The sequence below is a fragment of the Methylobacterium sp. C33D genome (assembly GCF_053345825.1).
Genome location: NZ_JBKFAV010000017.1, coordinates 86,392 through 111,521 on the forward strand (window position 1 = coordinate 86,392; position 25,130 = coordinate 111,521).

Genomic DNA, 25,130 nt, shown 5'->3' on the forward strand with positions numbered 1-25,130 from the left:
CCTCACGCTCCCCACACGTCGCGCAGGAGCGCGACCCAGTTGCCGCCGATGACCCGTTCGATACGGGCGTCCGGCCAGCCACGGCGCTCCATCGCCGCCGTCAGGTTCGGCCACTCGCCGATGGTGCGCAGACCCTCGGGGTTGATCACCTCGCCAAAATCAGTGAGTCGGCGGCCATAGCCCTTGTCGTGGGTGATCCAGTCGAAGAACGGCCGGCCGTAACCCTGCGTGAAGTCGGTGCCGATGCCGACCTTGTCTTCGCCGCACAGGTTCAGGACGTACTCGATCGCCTCGACGTAATCATCGACCGTCGATTCAGGCCCGCGCCTGAGGAAGGGCGGGAACATGGTCACGCCGACGAACCCGTCCCGCTCGGCGATGAAGCGAAGCTGCTCGTCGGACTTGTTGCGCGGGTGCGCCTTCAGCCCGGCCGGGAGGCAGTGCGAGTAAGCGACCCGCTGGCGCGAGGCGAGGATCACGTCCTCGCTCGTCTTCGGACCCACGTGCGACAGGTCGGCCAGGATGCCGAGCCGATTCATCTCTCCCAAGACGTCGTGGCCGAAGTCCGACAGGCCACCGTCCCGGCTCTCGTAGCAGCCGGTGCCGACGAGGTTCTGCGTGTTGTACGCCATCTGGATGATGCCGACGCCGAGCTCCTTGAACAGGCCGAGATAGCCGATCTGGTCCTCGATGCCGGTGATGTTCTGCCAGCCGAGGATGATCCCGGTCTTCCCGGCTTCCTTGGCGGCCTGAATGTCGGCGGTGGTGTAGATCTGCGTGATCAGGTCCGCATGCTCGCGAAAATACGCCTTCCAGCGCATCACGTTTCGCATCGTCTCGGTGAAGTTCTCCCACACGCAGCAGGTGCAGTTCGCGGCAGTCAGGCCACCCTTGCGCATGTCTTCGAAGACCGGCCGGCCGAAATCGGAAATGATGAGGCCGTCGATGACGATGGATCGGTCGTGCAGGTCGGACGGCATGCGCGGTCTCCGCGGGGGGCTTCCCTGGTTCGGGGTGCCCTTGATCGTCCCATCCGCTGGCCGGCAGCTAGGACATTTCCGTCATCGGCTCGGTACGCACGCGCCGCGCCCGGCCGTTGCACCGATGGCGCATCCGTTCAGGGGCCAGCGCGCTTGCGTGCTAGTCTGCCCACGGCCCCGCTGCCTAGTCTGCCTCCGGATCGAAGACGGAGAGGCGGAATGGGTCGGATCACGCGGCGGTGCCTCGCAGGAGTGGTGGCGGGTGCACTGCTCATCCCAGGATGGGCCGAGGCCAAGGACACGGTGAAGATCGCGTTCGTCGGCCCCCTCACCGGGCCGAACTCCCCCCACGGAATCGGCGCCCGCAACTCCGCCGAACTCGCCGTGAAGCTGTTCAACGCCGATCCGGCACATAAGTACCAGTACGAGCTCATGGTCCTGGACGACGAGTGCAAGCCGAATGTCGGCGTGCAGGTCGTGACCAAGCTCGGGTCGGACCGCAGCATCGCGGCGGCGGTGCCGCATTACTGCTCGGCCACCGCCATCGCCACGGTCGACGTGTTCCACCGCTTCAAGCTGCCGATGGTGGTCTGGGCGGCGGTGCTGCCCGAGATCACCTATGCCAACAAATACCCGGAGATCCATCGGGTGAGCGGCATCCTCATCGGCCAAAACCGGGTCGGTGCGCAGTTCATGAAGGAGCAGGGTTACAAGACCTTCGTGTCCTTCGCCGACTCGACCGATTACGGCAAGTCAATGAACAAATATTTCACCGAGTTCACCAACGAGAACGGCGGGAAGATCCTCGGAACTTTCGCGGTCGCGCCCGACCAGCAGGATCTCAGCGCCGAGCTTACGAAGATCAAGGAGTTGAATCCAGAGGTAATCTATTTCGGCGGCCTCACGCCGCTGGGAACGCGGCTGCGGACGCAGATGGACAAGCTCGGCATCAAGGCGCAGCTCGAAGGCAATTCGGGGATCATGGGCGATGCGTTCATCAACGCCGTCGGACCGGACCTCGCCGAAGGCGCCGTGACCTTCTTCGATTCGCCGCCGCTCTCCAAGATGCCCGGCGGCGCGGCCTTCACCGAGAACTATAAGGCCGCGGGCTTCAGGGAGCCGCCGGAGGCCTACGGCCCCTTCGCCTACATCGCCACCCACCTGCTGATGCAGAAGATCGAGGCGGTGGGTCCCGACCGGGCGAAGATCACCGCGGCCCTCGCTGACGTGAAGGACGTGCCCTCGATCGTCGGGCCGATCACCTTCGACGACCACGGCCAGAACATCACGCCGCTCACCACGAAATACGTCGTGCAGGACGGCAAATGGGTGGTCTGGGAGGACAGCGAGTACGCGAGCGGCAAGCGCAAGCTGCTGCACCGCTGAGACCGAGCGATCGGAGACAGGCGATGAGCGCGATCGGCCAATACGTCCTCAACGGGCTCATGCAGGGGACGATCTACGGCCTCGTGGCGATGGGCTTCACGATCTTCTTCGGGGTGATGAACGTCATCAAGTTCTCCCACGGGGACGTGATGACATTCGGGGCCTTCGGCGCCTTGGTCGCAGCGACCGCCGCCGCCGCCGCAGGGCTGCCGGTCGGGGTACAGATCCTGGCCGCCGTCTCGACGGCCGTGGGCCTCGCCGCGCTCCTCGGCGCCGGAATCTCCCGCCTCCTGATCCTGCCCCTGCGCACCGCCCCGCCCCTCAACCTCCTGCTGATGACGATGATGGTCGGCACCGTGATCCGCGAGGCGATCCGGCTGTTCTTCCCCAACGGCACCAACTCGCAGCGCTTTCCCGCCCTGCTGCCCTCCGGGGGGGCGACCGTCGGCGGCGTCTTCGTCCGCTACGACGGGCTGATCCTGATGGTGGCCGGGCTCCTGATCATCGCCGTCGTCCACCACATCATCAACCGCACCCGCTTCGGGCTCGCGATGCGGGCGGTGGCGGAGGATCAGGAGACCGCCCGGACGATGGGCGTCAACTTCTTCCGTGTCGTCCCCCTGACCTTCGCCCTCGGTTCGGCGACGGCGGGCTTCGCGGGGGTGATCTCCGGCCTGTACTACAGCGAGATCAACTACGGCATGGGCTTGCTGATCGCCGTGATCGGCTTCAGCGCGGCCATCGTCGGCGGGCTCGGCAACCTCTGGGGGGCGATCCTCGGGGGCTACCTCTTCGCCGGGCTCCAGACCGTCGTCGTCGCCACCCTGCCGACCTTCAGCGAATACAAGAACGTCGTCGCCTTCGTCGCCGTCATCGCCCTGATCACGTGGCGCCCCACCGGGCTGCTGGCCGAGCGCGCCAGCGAGCGCGTCTGACCTCCCCTCCCGCCCGGATGACGTACCTATGCTGATGCGCCACCGCCCCACCCAAGACGAGGTCTCCCGGGACGCGACGACGCTCGAGGCCGGGGTGAGGGCCCGGCGGGCTTCGGATTTCGCGGTCTTCGCGGTCGTCGTGGCCGCCTGCGCCGGGGCGGTCGCCTTCCTGGTCCATGCGGAGGACCAGCGGGTCGTCCTCTCGGCACTTGTGGCCTGCGGGATCGCGTGGTTCGCCGCTGCCCGGTTCCGGGTGATCGCCGCCGTGGAGCGCGGCGCGTCCGGTCATCCCTGGCCGGCGCGGCTCGTGCTGGTGGCCGCCTGCCTCGCCGTCATCGTCGTCCTGCGCGAGGACAATTTCGGCCTCCTGATGCTGGCGACGGTGCTGATCTACGCCACGGTCTGCCTCGGCCTGACGATCCAGCTCGGCTATGCCGGCCTCTCGAATTTCTGCGCCGCGGCCTTCCTCGGCTGCGGTGGGTACACCGCAGCCGCCCTCGGCCGGGCTGAGGGGATCGCCATCCCGGACCTCGTGGTCATTCTCCTAGGGGGCGGTGTCGCCGTCGCGATCGGCTCGCTCCTCGTCCTGCCGCTGCTGCGGACGCGGGGCCACTACGCCGCCCTGACGACCCTGGCCTTCGGGGTCATGTTCAACGTCTTCCTGGACGCCAACGAAGTGCTCGGCGGCCCCCAGGGACTGAAGCTCGCGCCGATCACCGTGTTCGGCTGGGACTTCTCGAACGACCTCGACCTGTTCGGCATGACGTTCTCCTTCTACGCCAACTACGTCGTGCTCTGTCTCGCCCTCACCGCGGTGGCCCTGGCGCTCGTCGGCCTCCTCGATCGATCGTGGATCGGCATCCGTCTGGACGCGGTGCGGCTCGACGAGGTCGCCGCCCAAGTCTTTGGCCTGCGGATCGCCCGCTGGAAGATCCTCGCCTTCACCCTTGGCAACGTGCTCGCCGGGATGGCCGGGGCGATCTACGCCAAGATGACCGGCTTCATCGCCCCCAACAACTTCACCCTCGGCGACTCGCTGATGATGGTGTCGATCGTCATCCTGGGTGGGATCGGCAACCGCTGGGGGGTGCTGCCGGCGACGCTGATCGTCGTGCTGCTGCCGGAGAAACTGCAGTTCATCCAGGAATACCGGCTGTTGCTGTTCGCGGTGCTGGTGATCCTCGTCCTTGTCCTCAGCCCCGGCGGCCTGTTGCCCCGCCGGACCCGAACCCTCGTCGCGGGGCGCCGGGCATGAGCGAAGTGGCGGCGGCCCCCGCGATCCTGGAGGCGAAGGGCCTGTCCGTCCGTTTCGGCGGTCTCTTCGCCCTCAACGAGCTCGACCTGACCATCCGGCGCGGCGAGGTGCTGGGCCTGATCGGCCCGAACGGTTCGGGCAAGACCACCTTCTTCAACGTGACGAGCGGCATCTACCCGGCTGCGGCCGGCTCCATCGTCCTTGACGGCCGCGACGTCACCCGGGAGCCCGCCCACGCGCTCGCCGGGCTCGGCCTCGCCCGGACTTTCCAGCGCTCGCGCCTGTGCCTGCCGCTCTCCGTCTTCGACAACATCGCGCTCGGCGCGCAGGAGCGCCTGCCGCAGGGTGTGATCGACAACCTCCTGCGCCGCCGCACCCTGGCGCGGGCCGTCGCGGCCCTCGCCGAGGAGGCCAGGGACCTCGCCCGGTTGTTCAACCCGGACCTCGCCCGGCGTCTCGACGAGCCGGCCGTCGCCCTCGGCATGATCGACCGCCGCCGGGTCGAGATCTGCCGCGCCCTCATCGGACGGCCGAAGATCCTGCTGCTAGACGAGCCCTCCGCCGGCATGACCCACGACGAGACCAACCAGCTGATCGACGAGATCCTCGACGTGCAGCGCAGCCGCGGCGACCTGACCGTCATCATCGTCGAACACGAGATGGGATTGATCGAGCGCATCACCGACCGCTGCGTCGTCCTCAATTACGGCCGCAAGATCTGCGAGGGCCGCTTCCGCGAAGTGGCCGCCGACCCGACCGTCCGCGAAGCCTATCTGGGGCATTCATGACCGCGCGCCTGACCATCGACGGCGTCTTCACCACCTACGACCGTGTCGATGTCCTCGACGACATCACCCTCGAGGTGGCTCCCGGGCGGATCACCTGTATCCTCGGCTCGAACGGCGCCGGCAAGACCACGCTGATCCGTTCGATCCTGCGCCTCACGCCGCCGCGCCGGGGCTCCATCGCCTTCGACGGGCGCAAGCTCGACGGGATGCAGACCCACGACGTGGTCGGTCTCGGGATCGGCTGCATTCCCGAGGGCCGCCGGATCTTCTCCAAGATGACCGTCGAGGAGAACCTTCGGCTCGGCGCCTATCGCGTGTCGTCCGAGCGGGAGATCCGGCGCAGGCTCGACGGCGTGCATGCCGTCTTCCCGCGCCTGAAGGAGAGGGCCCGCCAGCTCGCCGGCACGATGTCCGGTGGCGAGCAGGCCATGGTGTCGATCGGCCGGGGGCTGATGACCGATCCAAAGCTCCTCGTGATCGACGAGCCCTCGCTGGGGCTCTCGCCGCTCTTCGTGCAGGAAAACTTCAATGTGATCGCCCGGATCAATGCGACCGGCGTCACGGTCCTGCTCGTCGAGCAGAACGTGAACCAGACGCTGGCGATCGCCCATCACGGCTATGTTTTATCCGGCGGGCGCATCGTGGCGCAGGGCTCCTCCGCGACGCTGCGGGACGACCCCGAATTGCAACGGGCCTATTTCGGCGCCGTGCACTGACTCTGCCGTCCCGCTGTTCGCCCGCCCCTGGTCCGCCTCTTGCAGCGGAAGGTGGACCGGATCACAGTCCGGGCAAACGCACCGGATGGCATGACCACACCCCGGACACCGTCGACCACACCCGTGCAGGCGCCGAGCCGTCGCAAGCTGTCGCTCGGTTTCGTGTTGCTGCCCCACTTCACCCTCGTGGCCTTCTCGACGCTCATCGATATCCTGCGCCTCTCCGCGGACGAGGGAGATCGCAGCCGGCCCGAGCGCTGCTCTTGGAGCTTGTTGGCCCCGGATCTGGAGCCGGTGACGTCGAGTTGCGGGATCCAGGTGATGCCCTGGGAGACATTCTCGGATCCGACCCGGTTCGATTACATCGTCGTCGTCGGCGGGCTGCTCGACCGGGAGCCCTACAATTCCCGGACTCTCGCCTTCATGCGAGAGGCCCATTCCGCCGGGGTGCGCCTCATCGGCATCTGCACCGGCGGCATCGCCATGGCCGAGGCGGGGTTGATGCGCGGCCGCCGCTGCTGCGTAAGCTGGTACCACTTCACCGATCTCGTCGCGCGGCACGACGACGTGATTCCGGTCGCGGACCAGCTCTTCGTGGAGGATGGCCCGTTCATCACCTGCGCGGGCGGTCTCGCCAGCCTGGATCTCGGGGCTTGGCTGATCGACCGGCACCTCGGTCCTGGCCATGCGCAGAAGAGCCTGCATATCATGGTCACCGACCGGGCTCGTCCCGCGGCCGGGGCCCAGCCCCAGCCGCCGAGTGCCGGAATCGTCGAGGACAACCGGGTCCGCCGGGCGATGCTGCTAATCGAGCAGAATCTCAGCACGCCCCAGCGGGTCGAGAAGATCGCGCAGACCGTGGGACTGTCGAAGCGACAGCTCGAACGGGTCTTCCGCAAACTCGTCGGCAAGAGCGTCCAGGAATACTCACGAGACCTTCGCGTCCTCTATGGACGCTGGCTCCTGGCGAACTCGCCGCAGACCATCACGGAGGTCGCCACGGAATGCGGGTTCTCGGACGTATCCCACTTTAACCGCCTGTTCCGTCGCAGCTTCGGATGTTCGCCATCGACCATGCGTCGGGGTGACAGCCAAGGTTCGGCGGAGGAGTCGGAGGAGTGGGACAGCCTGCGGGCGTTGGCCGGATCTCCCGACAGCCAGGGCGATTTCCATCGCTACCTGAACGACGAACCGGCCGGAGTTCTTGGAATCAATCGGTTCCTGAACTGTGAGCGGCGTCCCTACGCCCAGTAGCCCCCAGGCGCGGCTGGCGATTCGCTAGACGGGGTCGCCGCCGGCGCATCCGACGTCGGCACACAATCAAGCGTTCTACATGCGGACGGCGCTGCAGTGGCAATCTGCGATCCTGTCCTGGGCCCCCTTGGTGAGCCTGAGCAACTCCGCTTCGGCGCAGCGAGTGCTGAGGATCGGCATGACCGCCTCCGACTTTCCGCAGACCACGGGACAGGCCGAAGTACGGCGGCGAGAACGGTAGCTCATGGTAAACTCAAGTCTGCTTCGGAGACGCTGCGGGAAGCGAGCGAATGACTGGGATGGGCGCCAAGTCGAACGTCCGGATTTGCACCCGGCGGAGATCCGATGTGGCGTAGACTGGCCGGAAGCGGAAGAGCGGCTTCCGAGTTGGGTCGCCGGAAAAGCGGACAAGCTTCTATCGACCCAACCTGGTCACAGAACATGATCGGCGCGGTTGCCAAAAACGTATATTCTCATCGCAATGGAAGATGGATCGCAGAAAGAGGATCGGCTCAACCGCAAGGAAGCTGATTGTCCACTGGGGATAACTCGACAAATTACCGTCAAACGACAGTTGAATTTTTTTCGTCTTCAAGAATCAAACGGCCTTGGCAGTTTCGCGCCAGTCCCTCGAAGATATTGCAGGCCTTGAAACTGAGACCGGTTGCGAAAGCCGAAGACCAACCTGCAGCGAGGGATCGGAGCGGAACAGGGTTTTCAGGAAGGCCGAGACTGCCCTGATGCGGGGCGAGAATTGCAGGTCGGTGTGGACGTTAAGCCAGAGATCCCGGGTCGTCGACAGGTCATCGTGCATTACGGGGACCAAGAGGTCACGTCCAGCAACCGCGAAGCTTGGGAGAAGGACAATGCCGAGCCCACCGGCCGCCGCCTGCTTCTGGGCGATCATGCTTGTCGAGTGAAACACAGTACGCCGGTTCGCGATGATCTCGTCGAGCCAACGCACGCAGTCGACCTGCACGAGATCCTCGACGTAGGTCACGAAGGCGTGGCGCTCCAGATCCTGGATGGATCGTGGCGTTCCCGCCCGGTCGAGGTAGCCTGGTGAGGCGTAGAGCCCGAGCCGGAAGCGGCCGATCCGCTCGGACACGAGCCCCTGCCCCGGTGGCTCGAAGAAGCTCAGGAAGAGGTCGGCCTCCCGGCGGTTCACGTAGACCGTCTGGGGCGATGTCAGCAGCTCGACGGTGAGGTCGGGATGCGTCTCGTGCAGGCGCACGAACCGCTCGGCGAGATAGAGGGAGGCGATGCCCTCCATCGTCGCGAGACGGACGCGGCCTCCGGCCTGCCCGGAGCCGGGAGTGACCTCCTCCTCCATGGCGATGATGGCGCTCTCCACCCGCTCCGCGTGGCGCAGCAGGCGCTGGCCGGCCTCGCTCAGGCGCAGGCCGGAGGGCACGCGCTCGAACAGGGAGACGCCCAGGGCGGCTTCCAGATGGGCGAGGCGCCGGCTGACGGTCGATTGATCGACCCTCAGCCTCTTGGCCGCTCCCGCGAGGCTGCCCCCACGGGCGGCATGGACGAAGACCTTCAGGTCATCCCAGTCGAGCTGATCGAGGGCACGCATAGCCTCGCGCGCCGCAAGAGTCGCGCCACGTCTGCGGCTCGGGATCCGTGCAAGGGCGCTTGCGGAATTGACCGCTTCAAGCGGCGGACAGGCTGCCTAAGCTCGGCCTCGAAAGGGCAATCCAGGAATCCCCGTTCATGCATCCCCGTTTCAAGGCGGCGGCTGTCCATGCCGCACCGGTCTTCCTCGACGCCACGGCGACGACGGACAAGGTGGTCTCCCTCGTCCACGAGGCGGCCAGGGCCGGCGCGGCCCTCGTCGCGTTCCCAGAAACCTTCATCCCGGCCTTTCCGGTCTGGGCCGCCCTGGCGGCGCCGATCGACAACCACGACCTGTTCGCCCGCATGGCCGACCAGTCGATCCTGGTCGACGGGCCGGAAGTCGTCCGCATCCGCGAAGCCGCGAAGGCGGCGGGGATCGTCGTGTCCATCGGCATCAGCGAGCGGTCGCCCGTGAGCGTCGGATGCCTGTGGAACAGCAACCTGCTGATCGGCGAGGACGGCGACATCCTCAACCACCACCGCAAGCTCGTCCCGACCTTCTACGAGAAGCTGATCTGGGCTGCGGGGGACGGGGCCGGGCTGCGGGTGGTCGAGACCGCGATCGGGCGCATCGGCCAGCTCATCTGCGGCGAGAACACCAACCCGCTGGCCCGCTACAGCCTGATGGCGCAGGGCGAGCAGCTCCACATCTCGTCCTGGCCGCCGGTCTGGCCGACGCGGCGCCCGGCGGGTGGGGGCAATTACGACAACCTCGCCGCCAACCGCCTCCGGGCGGGCGCCCATTGCTTCGAGGCCAAGGTCTTCGGCCTCGTCACCGCGAGCGTGCTCGACCGGGCGGCGTTCGATACCATCGCTGCCTGCGATCCCCGGGCCGCCGAAGTGCTGGAAGGGACCCCGCGCGCGGCCTCGTTCTTCCTCGATCCTACCGGGACCCAGATCGGCGAGGCGCTGCAGGAGGAGGGAATCCTCTACGCCGAGATCGACCTTGCGGCCTGCATCGAGCCGAAGCAGTTCCACGATGTGGTCGGCTACTACAACCGCTTCGACGTGTTCGACCTCGCGGTGAACCGCCGCCGCCTCGCCCCCGCGACTTTTCGCGATACCGCCTCGGCTCCGCCCTCGGCGGCCGTCCCCGGCGACGGCGCGTGACTTGCTGAGCTTTGCCCCGACCCCTGCCTGAGCGGAGATGTGCCATGCTGTTCGACCGTCGCAAGCTGCTCCTCGGGGGCGCCGCCGGACTGATGCTGCCGGGTTTGGCCCGGGCGCAGGCGCCCGCCACGATCGGCACCTTCCCGGAGGGCGTCGGCGCCGAGTCCGTCTTCCTCGGCCTCACCATGCCCCTGACCGGAGTCTTCTCCGGTGACGGCAGCGATCTCAAGCTCGGCTACGAACTTGCCATCGCACAGATCAATGCGGGCGGCGAGATCCCGGCCGCCTGGGGCCTCAAGGGCAAGGGCGTCCTCGGGCGCCAGATCCGCTACAAGGTCGCCGATACGGAGGGGAAGCCCAACGTCGCGGTGCAGGCGGCGACGCAGTTCATCCAGCGGGACAAGGCGATTCAGTTCTCGGGCTCGGTCAGCAGCTCGGAGGCCATCGCCCTCGAAGAGCTCGCGAGCCGCGACAAGGTCCTCTACATGGTCGGCATCGCCGGCTCGAACGACGTCACCGGCAAGAACTGCCAGCGCTACGGCTTCCGCTCGCAGCAGAACGCCTACATGGCCGCCAAGGCGCTGGCCCCGGTGGTCGCCAAGGCGCTGGGCCCCAAGCGCAAGATGGCCTTTCTGGTGCCGGACTACACCTACGGCCAGACGGTCTACGAATCCTTCGCCAAGTTCGCCAAGGAGGCGGGCTGGACGCAGGTTCTGAAGGAAACCGTGCCGCTGGGCACCGCCGATTACAGCTCGGCACTCCTTAACATCGCCAATAGCGGCGCCGACGTTTTCGTGAACATCTGCTTCGGCGCGGATGCGGTCGCCTCGACAAAGCAGGCCGAGCAGTTCGGTGTCCTGTCGAGCATGAAGCTCGTCGTGCCGAACCTGTCCTCCTTCCAGGATAAGGAACTAGGCGCCGAGTTGATGCAGGGTGTCTACGGTTCCTGCGATTTCTGGTGGACGCTGGAGGACCGCTATCCCCTGGCCAAGACGTTCGTGGCGAGCTTCCTGGAGAAGAACAAGTATCACCCGCGCTGGGGCGCCCACATCGCCTACATGCAGACTTACCTTTGGGCGCTCACGGCGGAACGGGTTGGCGGGTTCAACCCGGTCGATATGATCAAGGCGATGGAGGCCTCGAAGAGCCAGCCCTACGACTCGACCATCGGCAAGGTTTATTACCGCGCCGAGGACCATCAGATGGTCCGGCCGATACCGATCCTGAAGGGCAAGACGCCCGGCGCGATGAAGGGGCCGGAGGATTTCTACGAGATCGTGGACATGGTCGAGGGCGAGAGCGTGATGAACGCGCCCGACCTGTTCGGCTGCAAGCTCGGCCCCTACACCTGAGGGACCGGTCATGCCCAGCACGGCGGTTCTCCTCTCCCAGGCCTTCAACGGCCTCGCCCTCGGAAGCCTTCTGGCCCTCGTGTCCAGCGGGCTCACCATCATCCTCGGGACGCTCGGTGTCCTGAACTTCGCCCACGGCGCGCTGTTCGCCGTGGGGGCCTACACCGCCTTCGTGATGATGTCGGCGACGCATTCCTTCCTGCTCGCCCTGCTCGGCGGCTGCGCCATCATGCTGATCCTCGGCTTCGCCATGGAGCGGCTGGTGATCCGCCACTTCTACGCGAGGCCCGACGAGGACCAGATCCTCGTCACCTACGGCATCGGCATCGTCCTCGTGGAGGCGTTGCGCGCGTGGTTCGGCGGGAACAGCCAGCGCGTGCCGGTGCCCTCCTGGGGCGTCGGGGCGACCAAGCTCGGCTTCCTCGTCTACCCGACCTACCGGCTCCAGCTCATCGGCATCGTCGCGGCGCTCCTCGTCGGGCTCTACCTCGTCCTCTACCGGACGGCGATCGGCCTCGTGGTGCGGGCGGGGATCGAGAATGCCGGCATGGTCGGCATCCTCGGCATCGATGTGCGCCGCACCTTCCTCCTCGTCTTCGCCATCGGCATCGTCGCGGTGGGGCTCGCCGGCATGCTCTACGCCCCCGTCGTCTCGGTAACGCCCGACATGGGCGCGAGCTTCATGGTGCAATCCTTCGTGGTCATCGTGCTGGGCGGACTGGGCTCGTTCCCCGGCGCGGTGGTGGGCGGGCTGATCGCGGGTGAGGTGATCAGCCTGACGAGCGCCTTCAGCTCCGCCTACTCGGAGGTGATGCTCTACGGCCTGATGGCCCTCGTTCTGGTGGCGCGCCCGCAAGGGCTGTTTGGCACGGAGGGCCGCGTGTGATGCCTCCTGCCCTTCGCCGCATCCTCCCCGAACGGGCCCTCGCTGCCTTCCTGATCCTCGCCCCCGTCCTGCTGCCGCCGCTGGGCTTCTCGCACGATCTGCTGTCGCGGGCGCTCAACTGGGCGCTGTTCGGCCTTGGACTCGACATCCTGTTCGGTCTCGCGGGCCTCCTCTCCTTCGGGCAGGCGGCCTTCTACGGGACGGGCGGTTTCGTCGCCGCCACCCTCCTTGTCTCCGGCACGGTGGGGAGCGTCTGGCTCGCCCTCCTGGCCGGGACGCTGGCGGCGGGCCTGTTCGGCCTCCTCGTCGGCTGGCTCGCCGTGCGGCGCATCGGCATCTACTTCGCCATGATCACCCTGGCCTTCGGCCAGATGGCCTATTTCATCGAGAATTCCCCGCTCTCCGACTGGACCGGCGGCGAGAACGGCATCGCCGGGGTGCCCCTTCCGACGATCGGCTTCGGGGCGAATGCGGTGCGGATCACCGCCGGGCTGCCGATGTACGCGCTGTTGGCGGCCACCTTCCTCGTCGGCTTCGTCCTGGCCCGCCGCATCGCGAAATCTCCCGTCGGGCTGATTCTGCGGGCGGTGAAGGAGAACACCGCCCGCGTGGCGATGCTCGGCCACGACGTCCCGGCCTACAAGCTCGCCGCCTTCACCATCGCCGCCCTCTATGCCGGGCTCGCCGGGGCGATGCTCGGACCGTTCCAGAGCTACATGCCGCCGGATGCCTTCGCCCTGGAGACTTCGGGGCAGCTCGTGGTGCAGACCATCGTCGGCGGGGTCGGCACCCTGGTCGGGCCGCTCGTCGGCGCGGCCCTCTGGCTCTGGCTGCGCGACAACCTGCAACTCATCCCCGGCCTCGGACCCCTGTGGAAGCTCGTCCTGGGGCTCGCCTTCATCGGCCTCGTGATCGGCCTGCGCCGGGGCATCTGCGGGGAGATCGTACATCTCTGGAACCGCCGCCAAGAGGCCCGGCGCCTCCGCGCGCAGCTCGCCCGGACGGAGGCCATCGAGGCGGCCGGCGGGGCACCGGCCCCTGCCATCCCGGCCGAGATCGCCCTGCCGATGCCGCGCCCGGCGGTGGACGGACGCAGCGCGCACGGGGAGATCGCCCTGGAGGCGCGCGGGCTCGCCAGGCACTACGGCGGCCTGAAAGCGGTGGACGGCGTGAGCTTCACCGTGCGCCGGGGGGCGATCCATGCGGTGATCGGGCCGAACGGGGCGGGCAAGAGCACCCTGTTCAAGATGCTCTCCGACGAGGTGAGCCCGAGCGCGGGCGAGGTGCTGCTGTTCGGAGAGCGGCTGACCGGGGGCGGGGTGAGCCGGGCGGCCCGGCGAGGCGTCGCCAAGAGCAACCAGCTCAACCAGCTCTTCCTGAATCTGACGGTGCGGGAGAACTTGCGGGTGGCGGCGCTGTCACGGGCGCGGGGCGGCTTCCGCCTGGATCTCCTCGCCCCCGCCGATGGCCGCCCCCAGGTGGAGGCGCAGGTCGCGACCCTGATGGACCTTCTCGATCTCGGCGAGCGGGCCGAAACCCCGGCAAGCGTCCTGGCCTATGGCGAGAAGCGAAGGCTGGAGATCGGCATGGCGCTCGCCATCAGCCCGAACGTCCTGCTTCTGGACGAGCCGCTGGCGGGCATGAGCCTGTCGGAGCGGGCGGCGACCTGCGCCCTGATCCGGCGCATCGCAAAGGCCTGTACGGTCGTCGTCGTGGAGCACGACCTCGACGCCATCTTTGAACTGGCCGAGCGGATCACTGTTCTGTGCGAGGGCCGCCTGCTGGCCGACGGCCCCACCGACCTCGTCCGCCGGGACGCCGCCGTGCAACGGGCCTATCTCGGAGCCGGACCTGCGGAAGCCGGCGCCAAATTCGGGAGCGCCGCATGAGCCTGCTCGAAGTCGAGGGCATCGACTCCCTCTACGGCGATTCGCACGTCCTGTTCGGCGTCTCCCTGCGGGTCGAGGAGAACGAGGTGGTGGCCCTGCTCGGCCGCAACGGCGCGGGCAAGACCACGACGCTGCGCACCGTCATGGGCGTGCTGAGCCCCCGGCGCGGGACGATTCGGTTGGACGGTAAGCCGATCCACGGTCTTCCCCCCTCGAAGATCGCCTGCGTTGGCATGCAACTTGTGCCGGAGGAGCGGGCGGTGTTCGGTGGCCTGACAGTCGAGGAAAATCTCCGCGTCGCCCGCCTGACCGCGTCCGGGGCGTGGCCTATCGAGCGGATCTGGGAGATCTTCCCCCGCCTGAAGGAACGGCGCACCTCGCGGGCGCGGACCCTTTCGGGGGGCGAGCAGCAGATGCTCTCGATCGCCCGCGCCTTAATCCGCGACCCCCGCATCCTGCTCCTCGACGAGCCCTTCGAGGGGCTGGCCCCCCTGATCGTGCAGGATCTGGTCGAGTTGACGAAGCGTCTTGTCCAGGAAGGGCGCACGATCGTCGTGGTCGAGCAGAACGTCGCGGCGGTCCTGAGCTTCGCCGACCGGGTCTACGGCTTCAACAACGGCCATATCGTCTATGAGGGACAGGCCTCGGCTCTCCGGACGGATCCCGCTCCGATGCGAGATTTCATGGGCTTGGCGCCGTGAGCGAGACCACAGACACCGGCTCAATGCTGACGAAGGGGGGCATGGATGCCGCCACGAAGAGCCTGGCCATCGAGTACGTCAAGCGCGGCATCCGCGTGGACGCCGTCGCCCCCGGCGTCATCAAGACGCCGATGCATGCGCCGGAGGACTACGGTGCCCTGGCCGCCTTCCACCCCATGAACAAGATGGGCGCAGTTGAGGACATCGTCCGCGCCGTGCTTTATCTTGAGGACGTCTCCTTCACGACGGGCGAGATCCTCCACGTCGACGGTGGCCTGATCGCGGGTCGCTGACCCATTACGGGGAGCACGCATCGGGCGCTCTCCCCGTCTGTCCTGGAGAGCCGCATGCCAATCGTGAACATCCTCGTGACCCGTGGGCACGCCTCCGGGTGCGGACCGCACCATCGATGCGCAGAAGGCCGCAGTCTATGAGGGCATCGCCGATCTGCTCTTCGACGTGATGGGCGAGCCCCGCGAGAACACGACCGTCATCTTCCACGAGTACGGGATCAAGGACCTCGGGCAGGGCAGTCTACCCTTGCGAGACTATCGCGCACCGAAGCCATGACCGCCCGTCGCGGCCGAAACAGTCATGCGGCTTCCCAAGCGGCGCGCCACAGACGCGCTCCTGTGGCCGTCATGGTTGAGTGTCACCCGGGGGCATGCAGGCGCCGGTACTCGGCGGGCGTGGTGCCGACCCGCCGGACAAAGGCGCGCCGGAGCGTGTCGGCGTCCCGGAACCCGCACGCGCCAGCGACCTGCTTGAGGGCCACCTCGCCCGTCTCCAGGAGGCGGCGAGCAGCCTCGATCCGGACGGTCTCGACGTAGGCGGCCGGGGTCAGGCCGGTCTCGGCCCGGAATACTCGCGCGAAGTGGCGAGGGCTCATGCCGGTCCGGGCAGCCAGCCTGTCGACACCGTGATCCTCGGCCGGGTGCGCGGCCACCCAGCGCTGGACCTCCTGTAGCGCCGAGCGACCAGATGGTGCGCTGACCCCGCGCCGGCTGAACTGGAGCTGGCCGCCGCCGCGCTTGAAGAACATGACGAGCTGAGCCGCCACCCGCCGGGCGACCTCAGCCCCGAGGTCCTCCTCCACGAGTGCCAGCGCGAGGTCGAGCCCCGCCGTGACGCCGGCGGCGGTCCGAAGCGGCCCATCGAACAGGCAGATCGCATCTGCCTCGATCTGCGCTTCAGGGAAGCGCTCGGCCAGCACCTCTGCCACGGCCCAGTGCGTCGTCAAGCGGCGACCATCCAGAAGGCCGGCCTGGCCGAGCAGGAAGGCCCCGCTGCAGACCGAGCCGTAGCGACGAGAGCGGGCGGCGGCAGCGCGGAGCCACGCGAGAAGCTCGGCCCCGAGCGCTGCCTCGTGCATCCGCGGTGCGCCAGCGACCAGGAGCGTGTCGAAGGCCGGGCCCGCTTCAGCGGGAGCGATGAGGTCCGGCAGCAACCGCCGTCCCGACGAGGTCGTGATCGGGCCCGGTGCGGTCCCGACGAGGGCGAGGCTGTAGATTTCCCGACCGCACTGGGCATTCGCCTCGGCGAAGACGTCGAGGGGGCCTGCCACGTCGAGGAGTTGGACGTCGGGCAAGGCGAGAAGGGCGACTGACCGGGACGGCATGGGAATCCGGTGTCCGAGGATGTAGGAACGTTGGCATCAATCATCGTATCACGATGATTGATGCCAAACTCGGTTCCCCCTAGCTCAACAGGACATGCAGCGCAAAGGAGCCTCGTCCATGAGCGTTTCGTCCGAAGCCGCCATTCCCGAGAGCAAGCTCGCCCGGGCGATCACCGAGTTCGTCCGGGACACCGAGACCGAACTGCTCTTCAACCATTCGAGCCGGGTCTATCAGTTCGGCGCCCTCGCCGGCGTCCATCGCGGCCTGACCTTCGACCGCGAGCTGCTATACGCGGGCGCCATGTTTCACGATCTCGGCCTGATGCCGGACCACAGCAGCACGGCGGAGCGCTTCGAGGTGGACGGCGCCAACGCCGCCCGCGAGTTCCTGAAGGCGCACGGCGTGTCGGAGGCGGACGTTTACACTGTCTGGACGGCCATCGCGCTCCACACCACGCCGGGCATCCCCGTCCACATGCATCCGGTGGTCGCCCTGGTCACGGCCGGCGTCGAGATGGACGTGCTGGGCCTGACCTACGCGCAGTATTCCGACGCGGAGCGCGAGGCGGTGGTCTCGGCCTTCCCCCGCACGCCGGACTTCAAGGAGGACATCATCCAGGCCTTCTACGACGGCATCAAGCACAAGCCGGACACCACCTTCGGCAACGTTAAGGCCGACGTCATCGCCGACAAGGAGCCCGGCTTCCGCAAGGGCAACTTCTGTAGCGTGATCCGCATGTCCCGCTGGCTCGGCGGGACGCATGCCCCGGGCTGCGGCTGCGGCGGGCACGATTGAGCGTCGCCGGCCGGTCGCTCGGACCGGCCGGCAGGCCGCATGGCACGCCGCCTGCAGGGATCGCGGCATCGGTTCCCGGTCGGTGCCCATCCCATTCGGGCGTGTCCGAAACTGCGTTTGATCTGGCAGGATCTGTCGTGATGCCGAACTGTACGCCGGCACGAGCGACCGCCTAATCTTCGCGGCACCGAAGCGGAACAAGGTCGAGGTGACGCATGGCGGCGACGGCGGTAAAAGTGCCTGTCACGGTGCTCACGGGCTTCCTGGGATCAGGAAAGACCACTCTTCTCAACCAGTTGCTCGCGCAGGGCGAGGCCGAGAAGACGGCCGTCATCGTCAACGAATTCGGCGAGGTCGGCATCGACGGCCACCTCGTCGTGGGCGTCGACGAGGACGTGATCGAGATCAACAACGGCTGCATTTGCTGCACGGTCCGCGCCGACCTCGTCACCACGATCGGGCGCCTGCTCGCGCGGCCGCAGCAGGTGCGACGCATCCTGATCGAGACCACGGGCCTCGCCGACCCGGCCCCCGTCATTCAGAGCTTCATGCTCGACGAGAATCTCCGGGCCCGAACCGAACTCGACGCGCTCGTGACTGTGGTTGATGCCCGCCACAACCCGCTCTGGCTGTCGATGGGCGAGGAGGCCGAGGCGGCGGGCGGAGAGAACGTCGCACGGGAGCAGATCGCCTTCGCCGACCTCCTTCTCCTCAACAAGATCGACCTCGTCGATGAGGCTGCTCTGAAGGCTTGCGAGACCGAGCTTCGCCGCATCAATCCGCTCGCCCGCATCCGGCGCATGCGGGACGGGACGGTCTCAGCCGCGGAGGTGCTCGGCATCGGCGCCTTCGACCTGAAGAACGCGCTGGCCATCGAGCCTGACCTCCTGTCGGACATGGAGCACACGCACGACGACGCCATCGCGAGCGTCTCGCTCCGCCCCGAGGGCGATCTTGATGCAACGGCGTTCTTCGGGTGGCTGAACCGCTTCGTGCAGACGAAGGGCGCCGACATCCTGCGCATCAAGGGCATCGTCGCCCTCGTCGGCGAGGCTCGGCGCTACGTCTTCCACGGCGTGCACATGACCCTCGACGGCCGGCCCGGCAAACCCTGGAGACCCGGCGAGCCACGGCGCGGCGAGATCGTGTTCATCGGCCGCAACCTCGATGCCCAGGAGATCGCGGCCGGCCTTGCGCAGTGCCGTGCGGCGCAGGCGGCCTGAGCGAGCTCACGAAGCTGAACGGAGGCCCCATGAAGCTCCAGCACACCCTTGGCGGCCTCGAAGGCCTCGACCCCGTTCAGCCCGAGCTGCGCGTCTTCGTGGAGACTTGGGAGGAGCGCATCTTCGGCATCCATACCGCCATGATGGCGCTCAGCCCGCATCTCAACCTGCCGCAGACGTCGAGCACCTTCCGCACTTTCTGGACCTGGGCCGACCTGCGCAAAGGCGCCGAGGCCATGAACCCGTTCGACTACTTCAAGTACCGCTACTACGAGAAATGGCTCGGCGGCATCTCGGGCTATTGCGTCGCCAACGGGTACATCACGCAGGCCGAGCTCGACGCGCGCACGGACGAGTACCTCGCCGATCCGGTCAAGCCGCTGCCGTCGGGCGGCACGCCGGAAATTGACGACCGTATCCACAAGTACCTGATGGACGGCGACTCACCCTGGCACCAGTGGGCGCACAAGCCACGCTTCGCCTTGGGCGACACGGTGCGGGTCGCCGATCCACCGACGGTCGAGCACACCCGCCTACCGGGCTACCTGCGCAACAAGGTCGGGGTCGTCGAGACCGTCTACGACGACGCATTCAGCTACCTGTGCTCGACCGGGCCCGACGGCATCGGCCCACCCATGCCAGTCTACTGCGTGAAGTTCGACCCCCAGCAACTCTGGCCCGGCAACGCCGAGCCCGGCTTCTTCATCTACGCCGACCTGTTCGACGCCTACCTGCGCCCGGTCGAGGACCGGGGTGCCGCGTGAGGGAGAACCGATGACCGACCGCTTCGCCTACCCCCCGGACCGTGAGGCGCGCAACGCGGCGCGTGTGCGGGCGCTCGAAGCCTTGCTGATCGAGAAGGGCGTCATCACCGACCAGACCGTCGACAAAGTGATGCAGACCTTCGCAACCGAGATGGGCCCGTTCAATGGCGCCAAGCTCGTGGCGAGAGCGTGGACCGACGACGCGTTCAAGGCGCTGCTCGTGGCCGACACGATGGCGGCCGTCGCCCAACTCGGTCTGCCTACAGGAGCGGCGGGCGCCGAGGGCGAGCATATGCGCGCCGTCGCGAACACACCTCAGGTCCACAACCTCATCATCTGCACGCTGTGTTCCTGCTATCCCTGGCCGGTGCTGGGGCTGCCGCCCTACTGGTACAAGGACCCGTCCTTCCGTGCCCGTGCGGCCCGGGAGCCGCGGGCGGTGCTCAAGGAGTTCGGCCTGGAGGTCGACCCCGCGAAAGAGATCCGCACCTGGGACAGCTCGGCCCAGATCCGCTGGTTCGTCGTGCCCGAGCGGCCGGACGGCACCCAGGGAATGAGCGAGGACGACCTCGCGAAGCTGGTTACGCCCGAGGCGATGATGGGCGTGGCCGTTGCCATGCCGAAGGCGGCTTGAGGGCATCCGTCGTGCAAACGAGCTTCGAGCACTTCGCCGTCGCCAGCATGATGGGGCAACCCGACACCCCACCCCGTGCCAACGGCAGCCTCTGCTTCCATCAACCTTGGGAGCGGCAGGCGTTCGGTTTGGCGGTGGCCCTTGCCCGGGACGGCCACTTCGAGTGGGAAGACTTCCGGCAGGCATTGATCGCGGAGATCGCGGCGTGGGAATCATGCCATTCTCGCGACGACCCGGGTTGGGACTACTACGAATGCTGGCTGAACGCTCTTGAACGCGTCACGCGGATCCATTTCGGTTCAGGCAAGGCCGCCGCTTTGGTCTCGACAATGCCAACGACCTAAAGCACTCTTATAAGGCCACACGGATGCGTATGTTCTGTGTTCTGGCTCATTGCTGAGTAAAGTCTAATCTCGGGATTCGGCCGCGGACTACTGTTCGGCAGCAATGGACGAGGCTGAGACACACAAGCTGTGCTGCCACAGCGACCACTTCGGAGAATCCGCGAGACGCGGCTGAGCAGCCGAGATGGGCGCAAAGCTGAACGGCCGGTTTTGCGATCGTCTGCCATCGGGCATGGCATAGTCTGGCAGCACGCCGCCAGTCTGCTTCTGAGAAAGATGGCCGGGCAAGTGGGCAGGCTTCAACTGGCTAGACCTGGGCGCTGGAACCAATGTACTCCAATTTTATCCGAAAGCGGCAAGGATCGCTTTCGGCACCTTGCAGATGTACGTGTATTTCGGATTGACCATTTGTGTGCAGCGCGCCTCGGCGATCTGCGCAAGTAGCAGGTAACCCTCCGGCTCAGGGATGTTCCACTCGTCGGCGAGCCAGTAGATCATGTCGGCGAAGGCGATGCGCATCGCATCCTCAAGCGGGCGGGCGCAGCCGAGCGTGCAGAGATGCGTGGGCGTCTCGATCCGCGGGTGGCCGAGTCGCGCCGGTGCGGGCACGAGGCTCACCCGCAGGGTGACGTTCGCGCCGATCTCGATTGCTCCCATGCCGACGGCTTCGCCGTCGCCCTGGAGCGCGTGACAATCGCCGATGAAGAAATGCGCGCCGGGCTTCTCCACCCGCAGCATCACCGTGTTGCCGGTGGTGACCTCCTGAACGTCGAGGTTGCCGCCATGCGTGCCGTTGTCGACCGTGAGGACCGCGCCGTGGACCGGCGCGACGCCGATGACGCCGGCCATCGGCTTCACCGGCAGCCGGAGCCGGTCGTTCCAGATGATATGGCCGTCGTGCACGTCGACGACCTTGGTCCGGATGCCCCATTCCTTGCGGCGCACCCAGTCCGGGAACATGCCGTGCCCGGGCCAGAGGGAGCTGTAGCCGCGCTGGCCGAGCTCCATGTCGAGGATCTCGACCTTCAGCATGTCGCCGGGCTTGGCGCCCGCGACTTCGATCGGCCCCGTCGCCCCGTTCACGAACGGGAAGGTGACGTCGGCTTCGGTCAGATTCTGCCCGAGCTCCTTGATGACGCCGTCACCGATGTTGATCACGCATTCGACCGTGACGATCTCACCCGGTGCGATCGTCGCCACGAAGGGCTCGTCGCCCGAGAGGGCGTACTTGATCGTTCCCTGCTTGCTGATGCGCTGCGTCACATGGAGCTCCTGGTGGCGATGGCGTTGGTCTTGAGGGGTGGCGCGGGTCAGAGATGATACCGCCAGGGCATGAGCAGCCGTTCGGCCCGGCCGACCAGGAAGGTCAGGACGAGGGCCAGCGCGATCGTGCCGACCAGCGCGGCGAAGACCTTCGGGATCGCGTAGAGGGATCCCGCCTGGAAGATGGCATGGCCCAGGCCCACGGACGAGGACATGAACTCGCCGACGATGGCGCCGATCAGCGCGAAGCCGACGGTGAGCTTCAGGCCGGCGAAGATGTCGGCGAGGCTCGACGGCACGACGAGCTTGGCGAAGATCTGCGGCTTCCGCGCGCCGAGAGTCCGCAGCAGGTTGATCTGGTCCGGGTCGACGCCGAGCGCGCCCTTGTAGGAGGTCACGAGGGCGACCACGACGACGGAGAGCGTCGACATCGCGACCTTCGAGGCGAGCCCGGTGCCGAACCAGATGATGATGATCGGCGCGAGCGCGATGATCGGGATCGAGCCGATCGCGACGATGAAGGGCTGGACGACCCGCGACACGAAGGTCGAGTACCAGAGCGACAGGCCGGCGAGCGTGCCGACGACGTTGCCGATGAGGAACCCGAGCCCCGTCTCGAGGGCCGTCACGCCGGCATCGCGCAGGAGCGTGCCGTCGGCGAGGCCCTGCCAGAGAAACCGGCCGATGGCCGAGGGTGAGCCGAACAGGAAGGCTGATTGCGGGCTCAGGCGCGTCTGCCATTCCCAGACCGTCAGCAGAGCCGCGAGGAGCACGATCTGCACGAGCAGAACGAGCACGCCTGAGCGCAGGCGCGCACCGTCGCGCGGCGGTGCGGGCGGGTCATCCCGGCTCGTCCTGACAACGGTCGCGGGTCCGGTCACGGCATCCGACATCTCAGGACCTCGCTGCAGCACGGCTGATGCCTTGCCCAGCGCGGCCGAGCGTGGAGCGTGGGATGTCGAGATCGGCCCAGATCTGGCGGACGTAATCGCCGAAACCGGCGCTCTCCCGGGCTCCGATCATGTCGTCGGGCGCACAGTCGAGGTCGATCGCGTAACTGGCCTTGACGGTGGTCGGCCGCCCACTCAGCACGAGGACGCGGTCGGCGATCGAGACGGCTTCCTCGATGTCGTGCGTGATCAGGAGCGCGGACTTGGCCCCGTCGCGCACGAGCCGCACCGTGTCGGCTTCGATCAGGAGCTTTGTCTGGAAGTCGAGCGCCGCGAAGGGCTCGTCGAACAGCAGGACATCCGGATCGTTGATCAGGGTGCGGGCGAGCGCCACGCGCTGGCGCATGCCGCCCGACAGGGTCGCGGGATAGGCCCCGGCGAAACCGTGCAGACCGAGCTGGTCGAGGAGCGCGCGCGCCCGCTCATCGGCTTGCCCGCGCGGCATCCCGCGCAGTTCGGTGCCGAGCTTCACGTTGTCGAGGGCCGTCCGCCAGGGCAGCAGGAGGTCCTTCTGCAGCATGTAACCGATCCCGCTGGGCGTGCGACCGCGGCGCTCGAGGGGCACACCGTTCCAGAGGATGCGGCCGGAGTCCGCCGGCGTGAGACCGCAGACGGCGTTGAGGAGCGTCGTCTTCCCGCAGCCCGAGGGCCCCACGATCGCGACGATCTCTCCGCGGGCGAGCGCGAAGGTGAGATCGCCGACAACCGGCAGGAGGCGGCCGCCCGTCCTATACGCCTTGGCGAGATGCTCTACGGCAAGCGGGCGTGCGACGTGGGGCGCGGCGGGCAGGGGACCTTGGGACACGGGAGCGCCGGTCAACCGGCGCGCTTCGCGGCTTTGTCGGCAAACGTATTGTCGACGACCTGATCGAAAGTGAGCGTCCCCTTGATGTTTCCAAGATACTTTTGCATGCCCATCAGGCTCTCCCAGGCGTCCTTCTCGGTCACGACGCTGGAGGCCGGGATCTTGTACTTCAGCTCGGCGTCGATTGCCGAATCCACGACCTCGCCCGGCAGATCCGGGAATTCCAGCCGCGCGACCTTCTTGGCGTAGTCCGGATCGCTGTAGGTTTTGCGTCCGGCCTCCTCGAAGGACGTCACCAGAGCCTGCACAGTCTCGGGGGCCTGCTGAATCGTGCCGGGCAGCACCATGATCCCGGTGTTGCAGAAGGGCCCGACGTAGTTCGAGAAATCGAAGACGATTTTCGCGCCCTGTGCCACCGCCTGAGCGACGCCGGGTTGATAGGCGACCGCGATGTCGGCCGCGCCGGCGAGCATGGCAGCGATCTCGGTTCCAGGGCTCACCGGCACGATCGTCGCGTCGGCGCCGAGCTTCATGCCGTTGCTCTCGAGGAGCCGCTTGGTGACGCTGAAATTGGTGTTGGGCTCCGGCGAGGTGGCGATCCGCTTGCCCTTGAAGCCTTTCGGGTCGGTGAAGGGCTCGACCGTCTTCGAGACCGCGAAGTAGTGGGCCCGCTGAACGACGGTCCCGACGACCATCCCGGGGCCGCCGTTCTCGCGCGAGATCACTACCATCGTGGGATCTCCGATGGCGAAATCTGCCGAGCCCCCCAGCACAGCCGCGAAGGTCTGCGTGTCGCCTCCGGCGGCACTCACCTGCATGGCGAGGCCGTTCTTCTCGAAGATGCCGGCGTGCATCCCGACGTAGAGGTTGATGTAGCCCAGGTTGTGGACGGCCTCGCTGAAGCGGACGGTCTTGAGGCCCGCGGCGCGCGCGATCGAGGGCGCCAGCGGCGCGCCGACCGCCAGGCCGGCGATGCCTTTCAGGATCGAGCGCCGATGGAGCATGGGCGACCAAGATTGAGGCATACGATCTCCGGGAGACGTGAGCAAGCGATCGGTAGATTGCTGCAGACGTGCGATGGCTTCGGTATATGATTGTACGATTACCGCCGTCGGCCGGTTCACGACGCAAATTAGCTGCCAGATCAGGCGCGTGCTCCGTGCATTAGGGAGGCCAAGCTGCTCCTTGGGTTGCCCGCGACGGAAGGCGCATGCAATTGCTTCCAATTCGCTGCACCGCCATCACAGCTTGCGCTGTAGGATTGCATTTGGCTGCAGCAGGTCCGAAGCAGTCGACCAGATCTGGCCGAGAGCGGCCGGTCCGCTTCGGAAAAGGTCCGCGGGAAAAGCGGACGATCTTCTTCCGACCCATATCAGCCGAGCGGAGAGCCATCAGCGTTTCCCGAAATCGGACTCGTGTCCGGTGGTGTTGCGCCGCAGGGCACTGCCTTTTCGCGCGCAACAGTTCGCGTGTACTAGCCGAGTCGAGCGCCGGGGGGCGTTGGGCGACAACAGGCGATCGTGGGCGACCAGCAGGGCACAGCTCGTCAGAGGGCATCCCAGTTCATACGCGAGGCGGAGAGACGCCGCGATGAACAGGCTCGTATCGTAGCGGGGCTTGTTGGCCCACCGGAGGCGCTGGCCTTCGCAGAGCGCGTTCTCAAGGAGATGGAGAACACGCTTGAGATGGCTCGCTTGCAGGAGAGCTACCTGCACCTCCTGGACGAATGAGGCGGCCGGCGCAGCTGCAGGAATGTCGAGTTCTTTGCAACGTAGACGTTCTGCTGGCGACTCAGCCCAGTCATAACTGGTTGCGTCGGAAGCTTTCACAAAGCGGACAAGGTCGAGCTCGACCACTC

At 67.0% G+C, this 25,130-nt stretch carries 25 protein-coding genes and 1 pseudogene; 18 read left to right on the top strand and 8 right to left on the bottom strand.

All coding sequences use genetic code 11. The features are described 5' to 3' along the window. Positions 1–2: 2 nt before the first annotated feature. Positions 3–980: a dipeptidase gene (locus tag ACLBXO_RS15560; protein ID WP_447685893.1), complete on the bottom strand. Its 978-nt coding sequence runs from the start codon at positions 978–980 to the stop codon at positions 3–5. Between the two features lie 219 nt (positions 981–1,199). On the opposite strand from ACLBXO_RS15560, the gene ACLBXO_RS15565 reads away from it, so the two are divergent. The 6 genes from ACLBXO_RS15565 (at position 1,200) to ACLBXO_RS15590 (ending at position 7,314) form a co-directional block, all read left to right on the top strand. Continuing rightward, the gene (locus ACLBXO_RS15565) at positions 1,200–2,366 is read left to right on the top strand and encodes a branched-chain amino acid ABC transporter substrate-binding protein (protein WP_447685894.1); all 1,167 of its coding nucleotides are present in this window, start codon (positions 1,200–1,202) and stop codon (positions 2,364–2,366) included. A gap of 23 nt (positions 2,367–2,389) precedes the next feature. Next, positions 2,390–3,301, top strand: a complete 912-nt coding sequence (locus ACLBXO_RS15570; RefSeq protein ID WP_042669307.1) for a branched-chain amino acid ABC transporter permease — start codon at positions 2,390–2,392, stop codon at positions 3,299–3,301. A gap of 28 nt (positions 3,302–3,329) precedes the next feature. Beyond that, positions 3,330–4,556, top strand: a complete 1,227-nt coding sequence (locus ACLBXO_RS15575; RefSeq protein WP_447685895.1) for a branched-chain amino acid ABC transporter permease — start codon at positions 3,330–3,332, stop codon at positions 4,554–4,556. Next, positions 4,553–5,344, top strand: coding sequence for an ABC transporter ATP-binding protein (locus ACLBXO_RS15580; RefSeq protein WP_447685896.1), 792 nt, complete (start codon positions 4,553–4,555; stop codon positions 5,342–5,344). Before ACLBXO_RS15575 ends, ACLBXO_RS15580 begins: the two co-directional genes overlap by 4 nt. Next, a complete protein-coding gene (locus tag ACLBXO_RS15585; protein WP_447685897.1) occupies positions 5,341–6,060 on the top strand; it encodes an ABC transporter ATP-binding protein in 720 nt (239 codons plus the stop codon). Before ACLBXO_RS15580 ends, ACLBXO_RS15585 begins: the two co-directional genes overlap by 4 nt. 90 nt (positions 6,061–6,150) lie before the next feature. Then, positions 6,151–7,314, top strand: a complete 1,164-nt coding sequence (locus ACLBXO_RS15590; protein ID WP_447685898.1) for a GlxA family transcriptional regulator — start codon at positions 6,151–6,153, stop codon at positions 7,312–7,314. A gap of 598 nt (positions 7,315–7,912) precedes the next feature. On the opposite strand, the gene ACLBXO_RS15595 is transcribed toward ACLBXO_RS15590, so the two are convergent. After that, on the bottom strand, positions 7,913–8,896 hold the full coding sequence (locus tag ACLBXO_RS15595; RefSeq protein WP_447685899.1) for a LysR family transcriptional regulator: 984 nt from the start codon (positions 8,894–8,896) through the stop codon (positions 7,913–7,915). A 137-nt stretch (positions 8,897–9,033) separates the two neighbouring features. Here ACLBXO_RS15595 and ACLBXO_RS15600 point away from each other — a divergent pair, with 137 nt between their 5' ends. The 7 genes and pseudogenes from ACLBXO_RS15600 to ACLBXO_RS15630 all read left to right on the top strand — a co-directional run bounded on the left by ACLBXO_RS15600 (position 9,034) and on the right by ACLBXO_RS15630 (position 15,445). Continuing rightward, positions 9,034–10,047, top strand: a complete 1,014-nt coding sequence (locus tag ACLBXO_RS15600) for a carbon-nitrogen hydrolase family protein (protein WP_447685900.1) — start codon at positions 9,034–9,036, stop codon at positions 10,045–10,047. A 44-nt stretch (positions 10,048–10,091) separates the two neighbouring features. After that, the gene (locus ACLBXO_RS15605; protein ID WP_447685901.1) at positions 10,092–11,399 is read left to right on the top strand and encodes an ABC transporter substrate-binding protein; all 1,308 of its coding nucleotides are present in this window, start codon (positions 10,092–10,094) and stop codon (positions 11,397–11,399) included. 10 nt (positions 11,400–11,409) lie between these two features. Beyond that, the gene (locus ACLBXO_RS15610) at positions 11,410–12,285 is read left to right on the top strand and encodes a branched-chain amino acid ABC transporter permease (RefSeq protein ID WP_058606372.1); all 876 of its coding nucleotides are present in this window, start codon (positions 11,410–11,412) and stop codon (positions 12,283–12,285) included. Next, a complete protein-coding gene (locus ACLBXO_RS15615) occupies positions 12,285–14,174 on the top strand; it encodes a branched-chain amino acid ABC transporter ATP-binding protein/permease (RefSeq protein WP_447685902.1) in 1,890 nt (629 codons plus the stop codon). The genes ACLBXO_RS15610 and ACLBXO_RS15615 overlap by 1 nt, the downstream gene beginning before the upstream one ends. Further along, complete coding sequence (locus ACLBXO_RS15620; RefSeq protein WP_331319080.1) at positions 14,171–14,875, top strand: ABC transporter ATP-binding protein; 705 nt, start codon at positions 14,171–14,173, stop codon at positions 14,873–14,875. The genes ACLBXO_RS15615 and ACLBXO_RS15620 overlap by 4 nt, the downstream gene beginning before the upstream one ends. Positions 14,876–14,901: 26 nt before the next feature. Next, positions 14,902–15,168, top strand: a pseudogene (locus ACLBXO_RS15625) (SDR family NAD(P)-dependent oxidoreductase); the annotation flags it as partial. Positions 15,169–15,250: 82 nt separating this feature from the next. Continuing rightward, positions 15,251–15,445, top strand: coding sequence for a tautomerase family protein (locus tag ACLBXO_RS15630; protein ID WP_331319082.1), 195 nt, complete (start codon positions 15,251–15,253; stop codon positions 15,443–15,445). Positions 15,446–15,527: 82 nt separating this feature from the next. On the opposite strand, the gene ACLBXO_RS15635 is transcribed toward ACLBXO_RS15630, so the two are convergent. After that, positions 15,528–16,493, bottom strand: a complete 966-nt coding sequence (locus ACLBXO_RS15635; protein ID WP_331319083.1) for a GlxA family transcriptional regulator — start codon at positions 16,491–16,493, stop codon at positions 15,528–15,530. A gap of 118 nt (positions 16,494–16,611) precedes the next feature. Here ACLBXO_RS15635 and ACLBXO_RS15640 point away from each other — a divergent pair, with 118 nt between their 5' ends. The 5 genes from ACLBXO_RS15640 to ACLBXO_RS15660 all read left to right on the top strand — a co-directional run bounded on the left by ACLBXO_RS15640 (position 16,612) and on the right by ACLBXO_RS15660 (position 20,254). Next, on the top strand, positions 16,612–17,289 hold the full coding sequence (locus ACLBXO_RS15640; protein ID WP_331319085.1) for an HD domain-containing protein: 678 nt from the start codon (positions 16,612–16,614) through the stop codon (positions 17,287–17,289). 215 nt (positions 17,290–17,504) lie between these two features. Beyond that, on the top strand, positions 17,505–18,512 hold the full coding sequence (locus tag ACLBXO_RS15645) for a CobW family GTP-binding protein (protein WP_447685903.1): 1,008 nt from the start codon (positions 17,505–17,507) through the stop codon (positions 18,510–18,512). A 29-nt stretch (positions 18,513–18,541) separates the two neighbouring features. Further along, positions 18,542–19,276: a nitrile hydratase subunit beta gene (gene nthB / locus ACLBXO_RS15650; protein ID WP_447685904.1), complete on the top strand. Its 735-nt coding sequence runs from the start codon at positions 18,542–18,544 to the stop codon at positions 19,274–19,276. Positions 19,277–19,286: 10 nt separating this feature from the next. Then, a complete protein-coding gene (gene nthA, locus ACLBXO_RS15655) occupies positions 19,287–19,910 on the top strand; it encodes a nitrile hydratase subunit alpha (protein ID WP_331319090.1) in 624 nt (207 codons plus the stop codon). A gap of 11 nt (positions 19,911–19,921) precedes the next feature. Further along, positions 19,922–20,254, top strand: a complete 333-nt coding sequence (locus tag ACLBXO_RS15660; protein ID WP_331319091.1) for a nitrile hydratase accessory protein — start codon at positions 19,922–19,924, stop codon at positions 20,252–20,254. Between the two features lie 342 nt (positions 20,255–20,596). On the opposite strand, the gene ACLBXO_RS15665 is transcribed toward ACLBXO_RS15660, so the two are convergent. From ACLBXO_RS15665 to ACLBXO_RS15685, 5 genes are all read right to left on the bottom strand, one after another. Continuing rightward, positions 20,597–21,517 (bottom strand): acetamidase/formamidase family protein, encoded by a 921-nt coding sequence (locus ACLBXO_RS15665; protein WP_331319071.1) that lies wholly within the window; start codon positions 21,515–21,517, stop codon positions 20,597–20,599. 47 nt (positions 21,518–21,564) lie between these two features. Further along, complete coding sequence (locus tag ACLBXO_RS15670; RefSeq protein ID WP_419149842.1) at positions 21,565–22,314, bottom strand: ABC transporter permease; 750 nt, start codon at positions 22,312–22,314, stop codon at positions 21,565–21,567. A gap of 97 nt (positions 22,315–22,411) precedes the next feature. Then, entirely contained in the window at positions 22,412–23,272 is an 861-nt protein-coding gene (locus tag ACLBXO_RS15675; protein ID WP_331319072.1) for an ABC transporter ATP-binding protein, read from the bottom strand. A gap of 11 nt (positions 23,273–23,283) precedes the next feature. After that, positions 23,284–24,396 carry an ABC transporter substrate-binding protein gene (locus ACLBXO_RS15680; protein ID WP_244435107.1) on the bottom strand — a complete coding sequence of 371 codons (1,113 nt, stop codon included), beginning with the start codon at positions 24,394–24,396 and terminating at the stop codon, positions 23,284–23,286. A gap of 267 nt (positions 24,397–24,663) precedes the next feature. After that, positions 24,664–25,128 (bottom strand): hypothetical protein, encoded by a 465-nt coding sequence (locus ACLBXO_RS15685; protein ID WP_447685905.1) that lies wholly within the window; start codon positions 25,126–25,128, stop codon positions 24,664–24,666. Positions 25,129–25,130: the final 2 nt, after the last annotated feature.

Excerpts from the sequence above, each read along its gene's own strand:
- ACLBXO_RS15560 (WP_447685893.1), bottom strand. The coding sequence starts at position 980 with ATGCCGTCCGACCTGCACGACCGATCCATCGTCATCGACGGCCTCATC.
- ACLBXO_RS15565 (WP_447685894.1), top strand. The coding sequence starts at position 1,200 with ATGGGTCGGATCACGCGGCGGTGCCTCGCAGGAGTGGTGGCGGGTGCA.
- ACLBXO_RS15570 (WP_042669307.1), top strand. The coding sequence starts at position 2,390 with ATGAGCGCGATCGGCCAATACGTCCTCAACGGGCTCATGCAGGGGACG.
- ACLBXO_RS15575 (WP_447685895.1), top strand. The coding sequence starts at position 3,330 with ATGCTGATGCGCCACCGCCCCACCCAAGACGAGGTCTCCCGGGACGCG.
- ACLBXO_RS15580 (WP_447685896.1), top strand. The coding sequence starts at position 4,553 with ATGAGCGAAGTGGCGGCGGCCCCCGCGATCCTGGAGGCGAAGGGCCTG.
- ACLBXO_RS15585 (WP_447685897.1), top strand. The coding sequence starts at position 5,341 with ATGACCGCGCGCCTGACCATCGACGGCGTCTTCACCACCTACGACCGT.
- ACLBXO_RS15590 (WP_447685898.1), top strand. The coding sequence starts at position 6,151 with ATGACCACACCCCGGACACCGTCGACCACACCCGTGCAGGCGCCGAGC.
- ACLBXO_RS15595 (WP_447685899.1), bottom strand. The coding sequence starts at position 8,896 with ATGCGTGCCCTCGATCAGCTCGACTGGGATGACCTGAAGGTCTTCGTC.
- ACLBXO_RS15600 (WP_447685900.1), top strand. The coding sequence starts at position 9,034 with ATGCATCCCCGTTTCAAGGCGGCGGCTGTCCATGCCGCACCGGTCTTC.
- ACLBXO_RS15605 (WP_447685901.1), top strand. The coding sequence starts at position 10,092 with ATGCTGTTCGACCGTCGCAAGCTGCTCCTCGGGGGCGCCGCCGGACTG.
- ACLBXO_RS15610 (WP_058606372.1), top strand. The coding sequence starts at position 11,410 with ATGCCCAGCACGGCGGTTCTCCTCTCCCAGGCCTTCAACGGCCTCGCC.
- ACLBXO_RS15615 (WP_447685902.1), top strand. The coding sequence starts at position 12,285 with ATGCCTCCTGCCCTTCGCCGCATCCTCCCCGAACGGGCCCTCGCTGCC.
- ACLBXO_RS15620 (WP_331319080.1), top strand. The coding sequence starts at position 14,171 with ATGAGCCTGCTCGAAGTCGAGGGCATCGACTCCCTCTACGGCGATTCG.
- ACLBXO_RS15635 (WP_331319083.1), bottom strand. The coding sequence starts at position 16,493 with ATGCCGTCCCGGTCAGTCGCCCTTCTCGCCTTGCCCGACGTCCAACTC.
- ACLBXO_RS15640 (WP_331319085.1), top strand. The coding sequence starts at position 16,612 with ATGAGCGTTTCGTCCGAAGCCGCCATTCCCGAGAGCAAGCTCGCCCGG.
- ACLBXO_RS15645 (WP_447685903.1), top strand. The coding sequence starts at position 17,505 with ATGGCGGCGACGGCGGTAAAAGTGCCTGTCACGGTGCTCACGGGCTTC.
- nthB (WP_447685904.1), top strand. The coding sequence starts at position 18,542 with ATGAAGCTCCAGCACACCCTTGGCGGCCTCGAAGGCCTCGACCCCGTT.
- nthA (WP_331319090.1), top strand. The coding sequence starts at position 19,287 with ATGACCGACCGCTTCGCCTACCCCCCGGACCGTGAGGCGCGCAACGCG.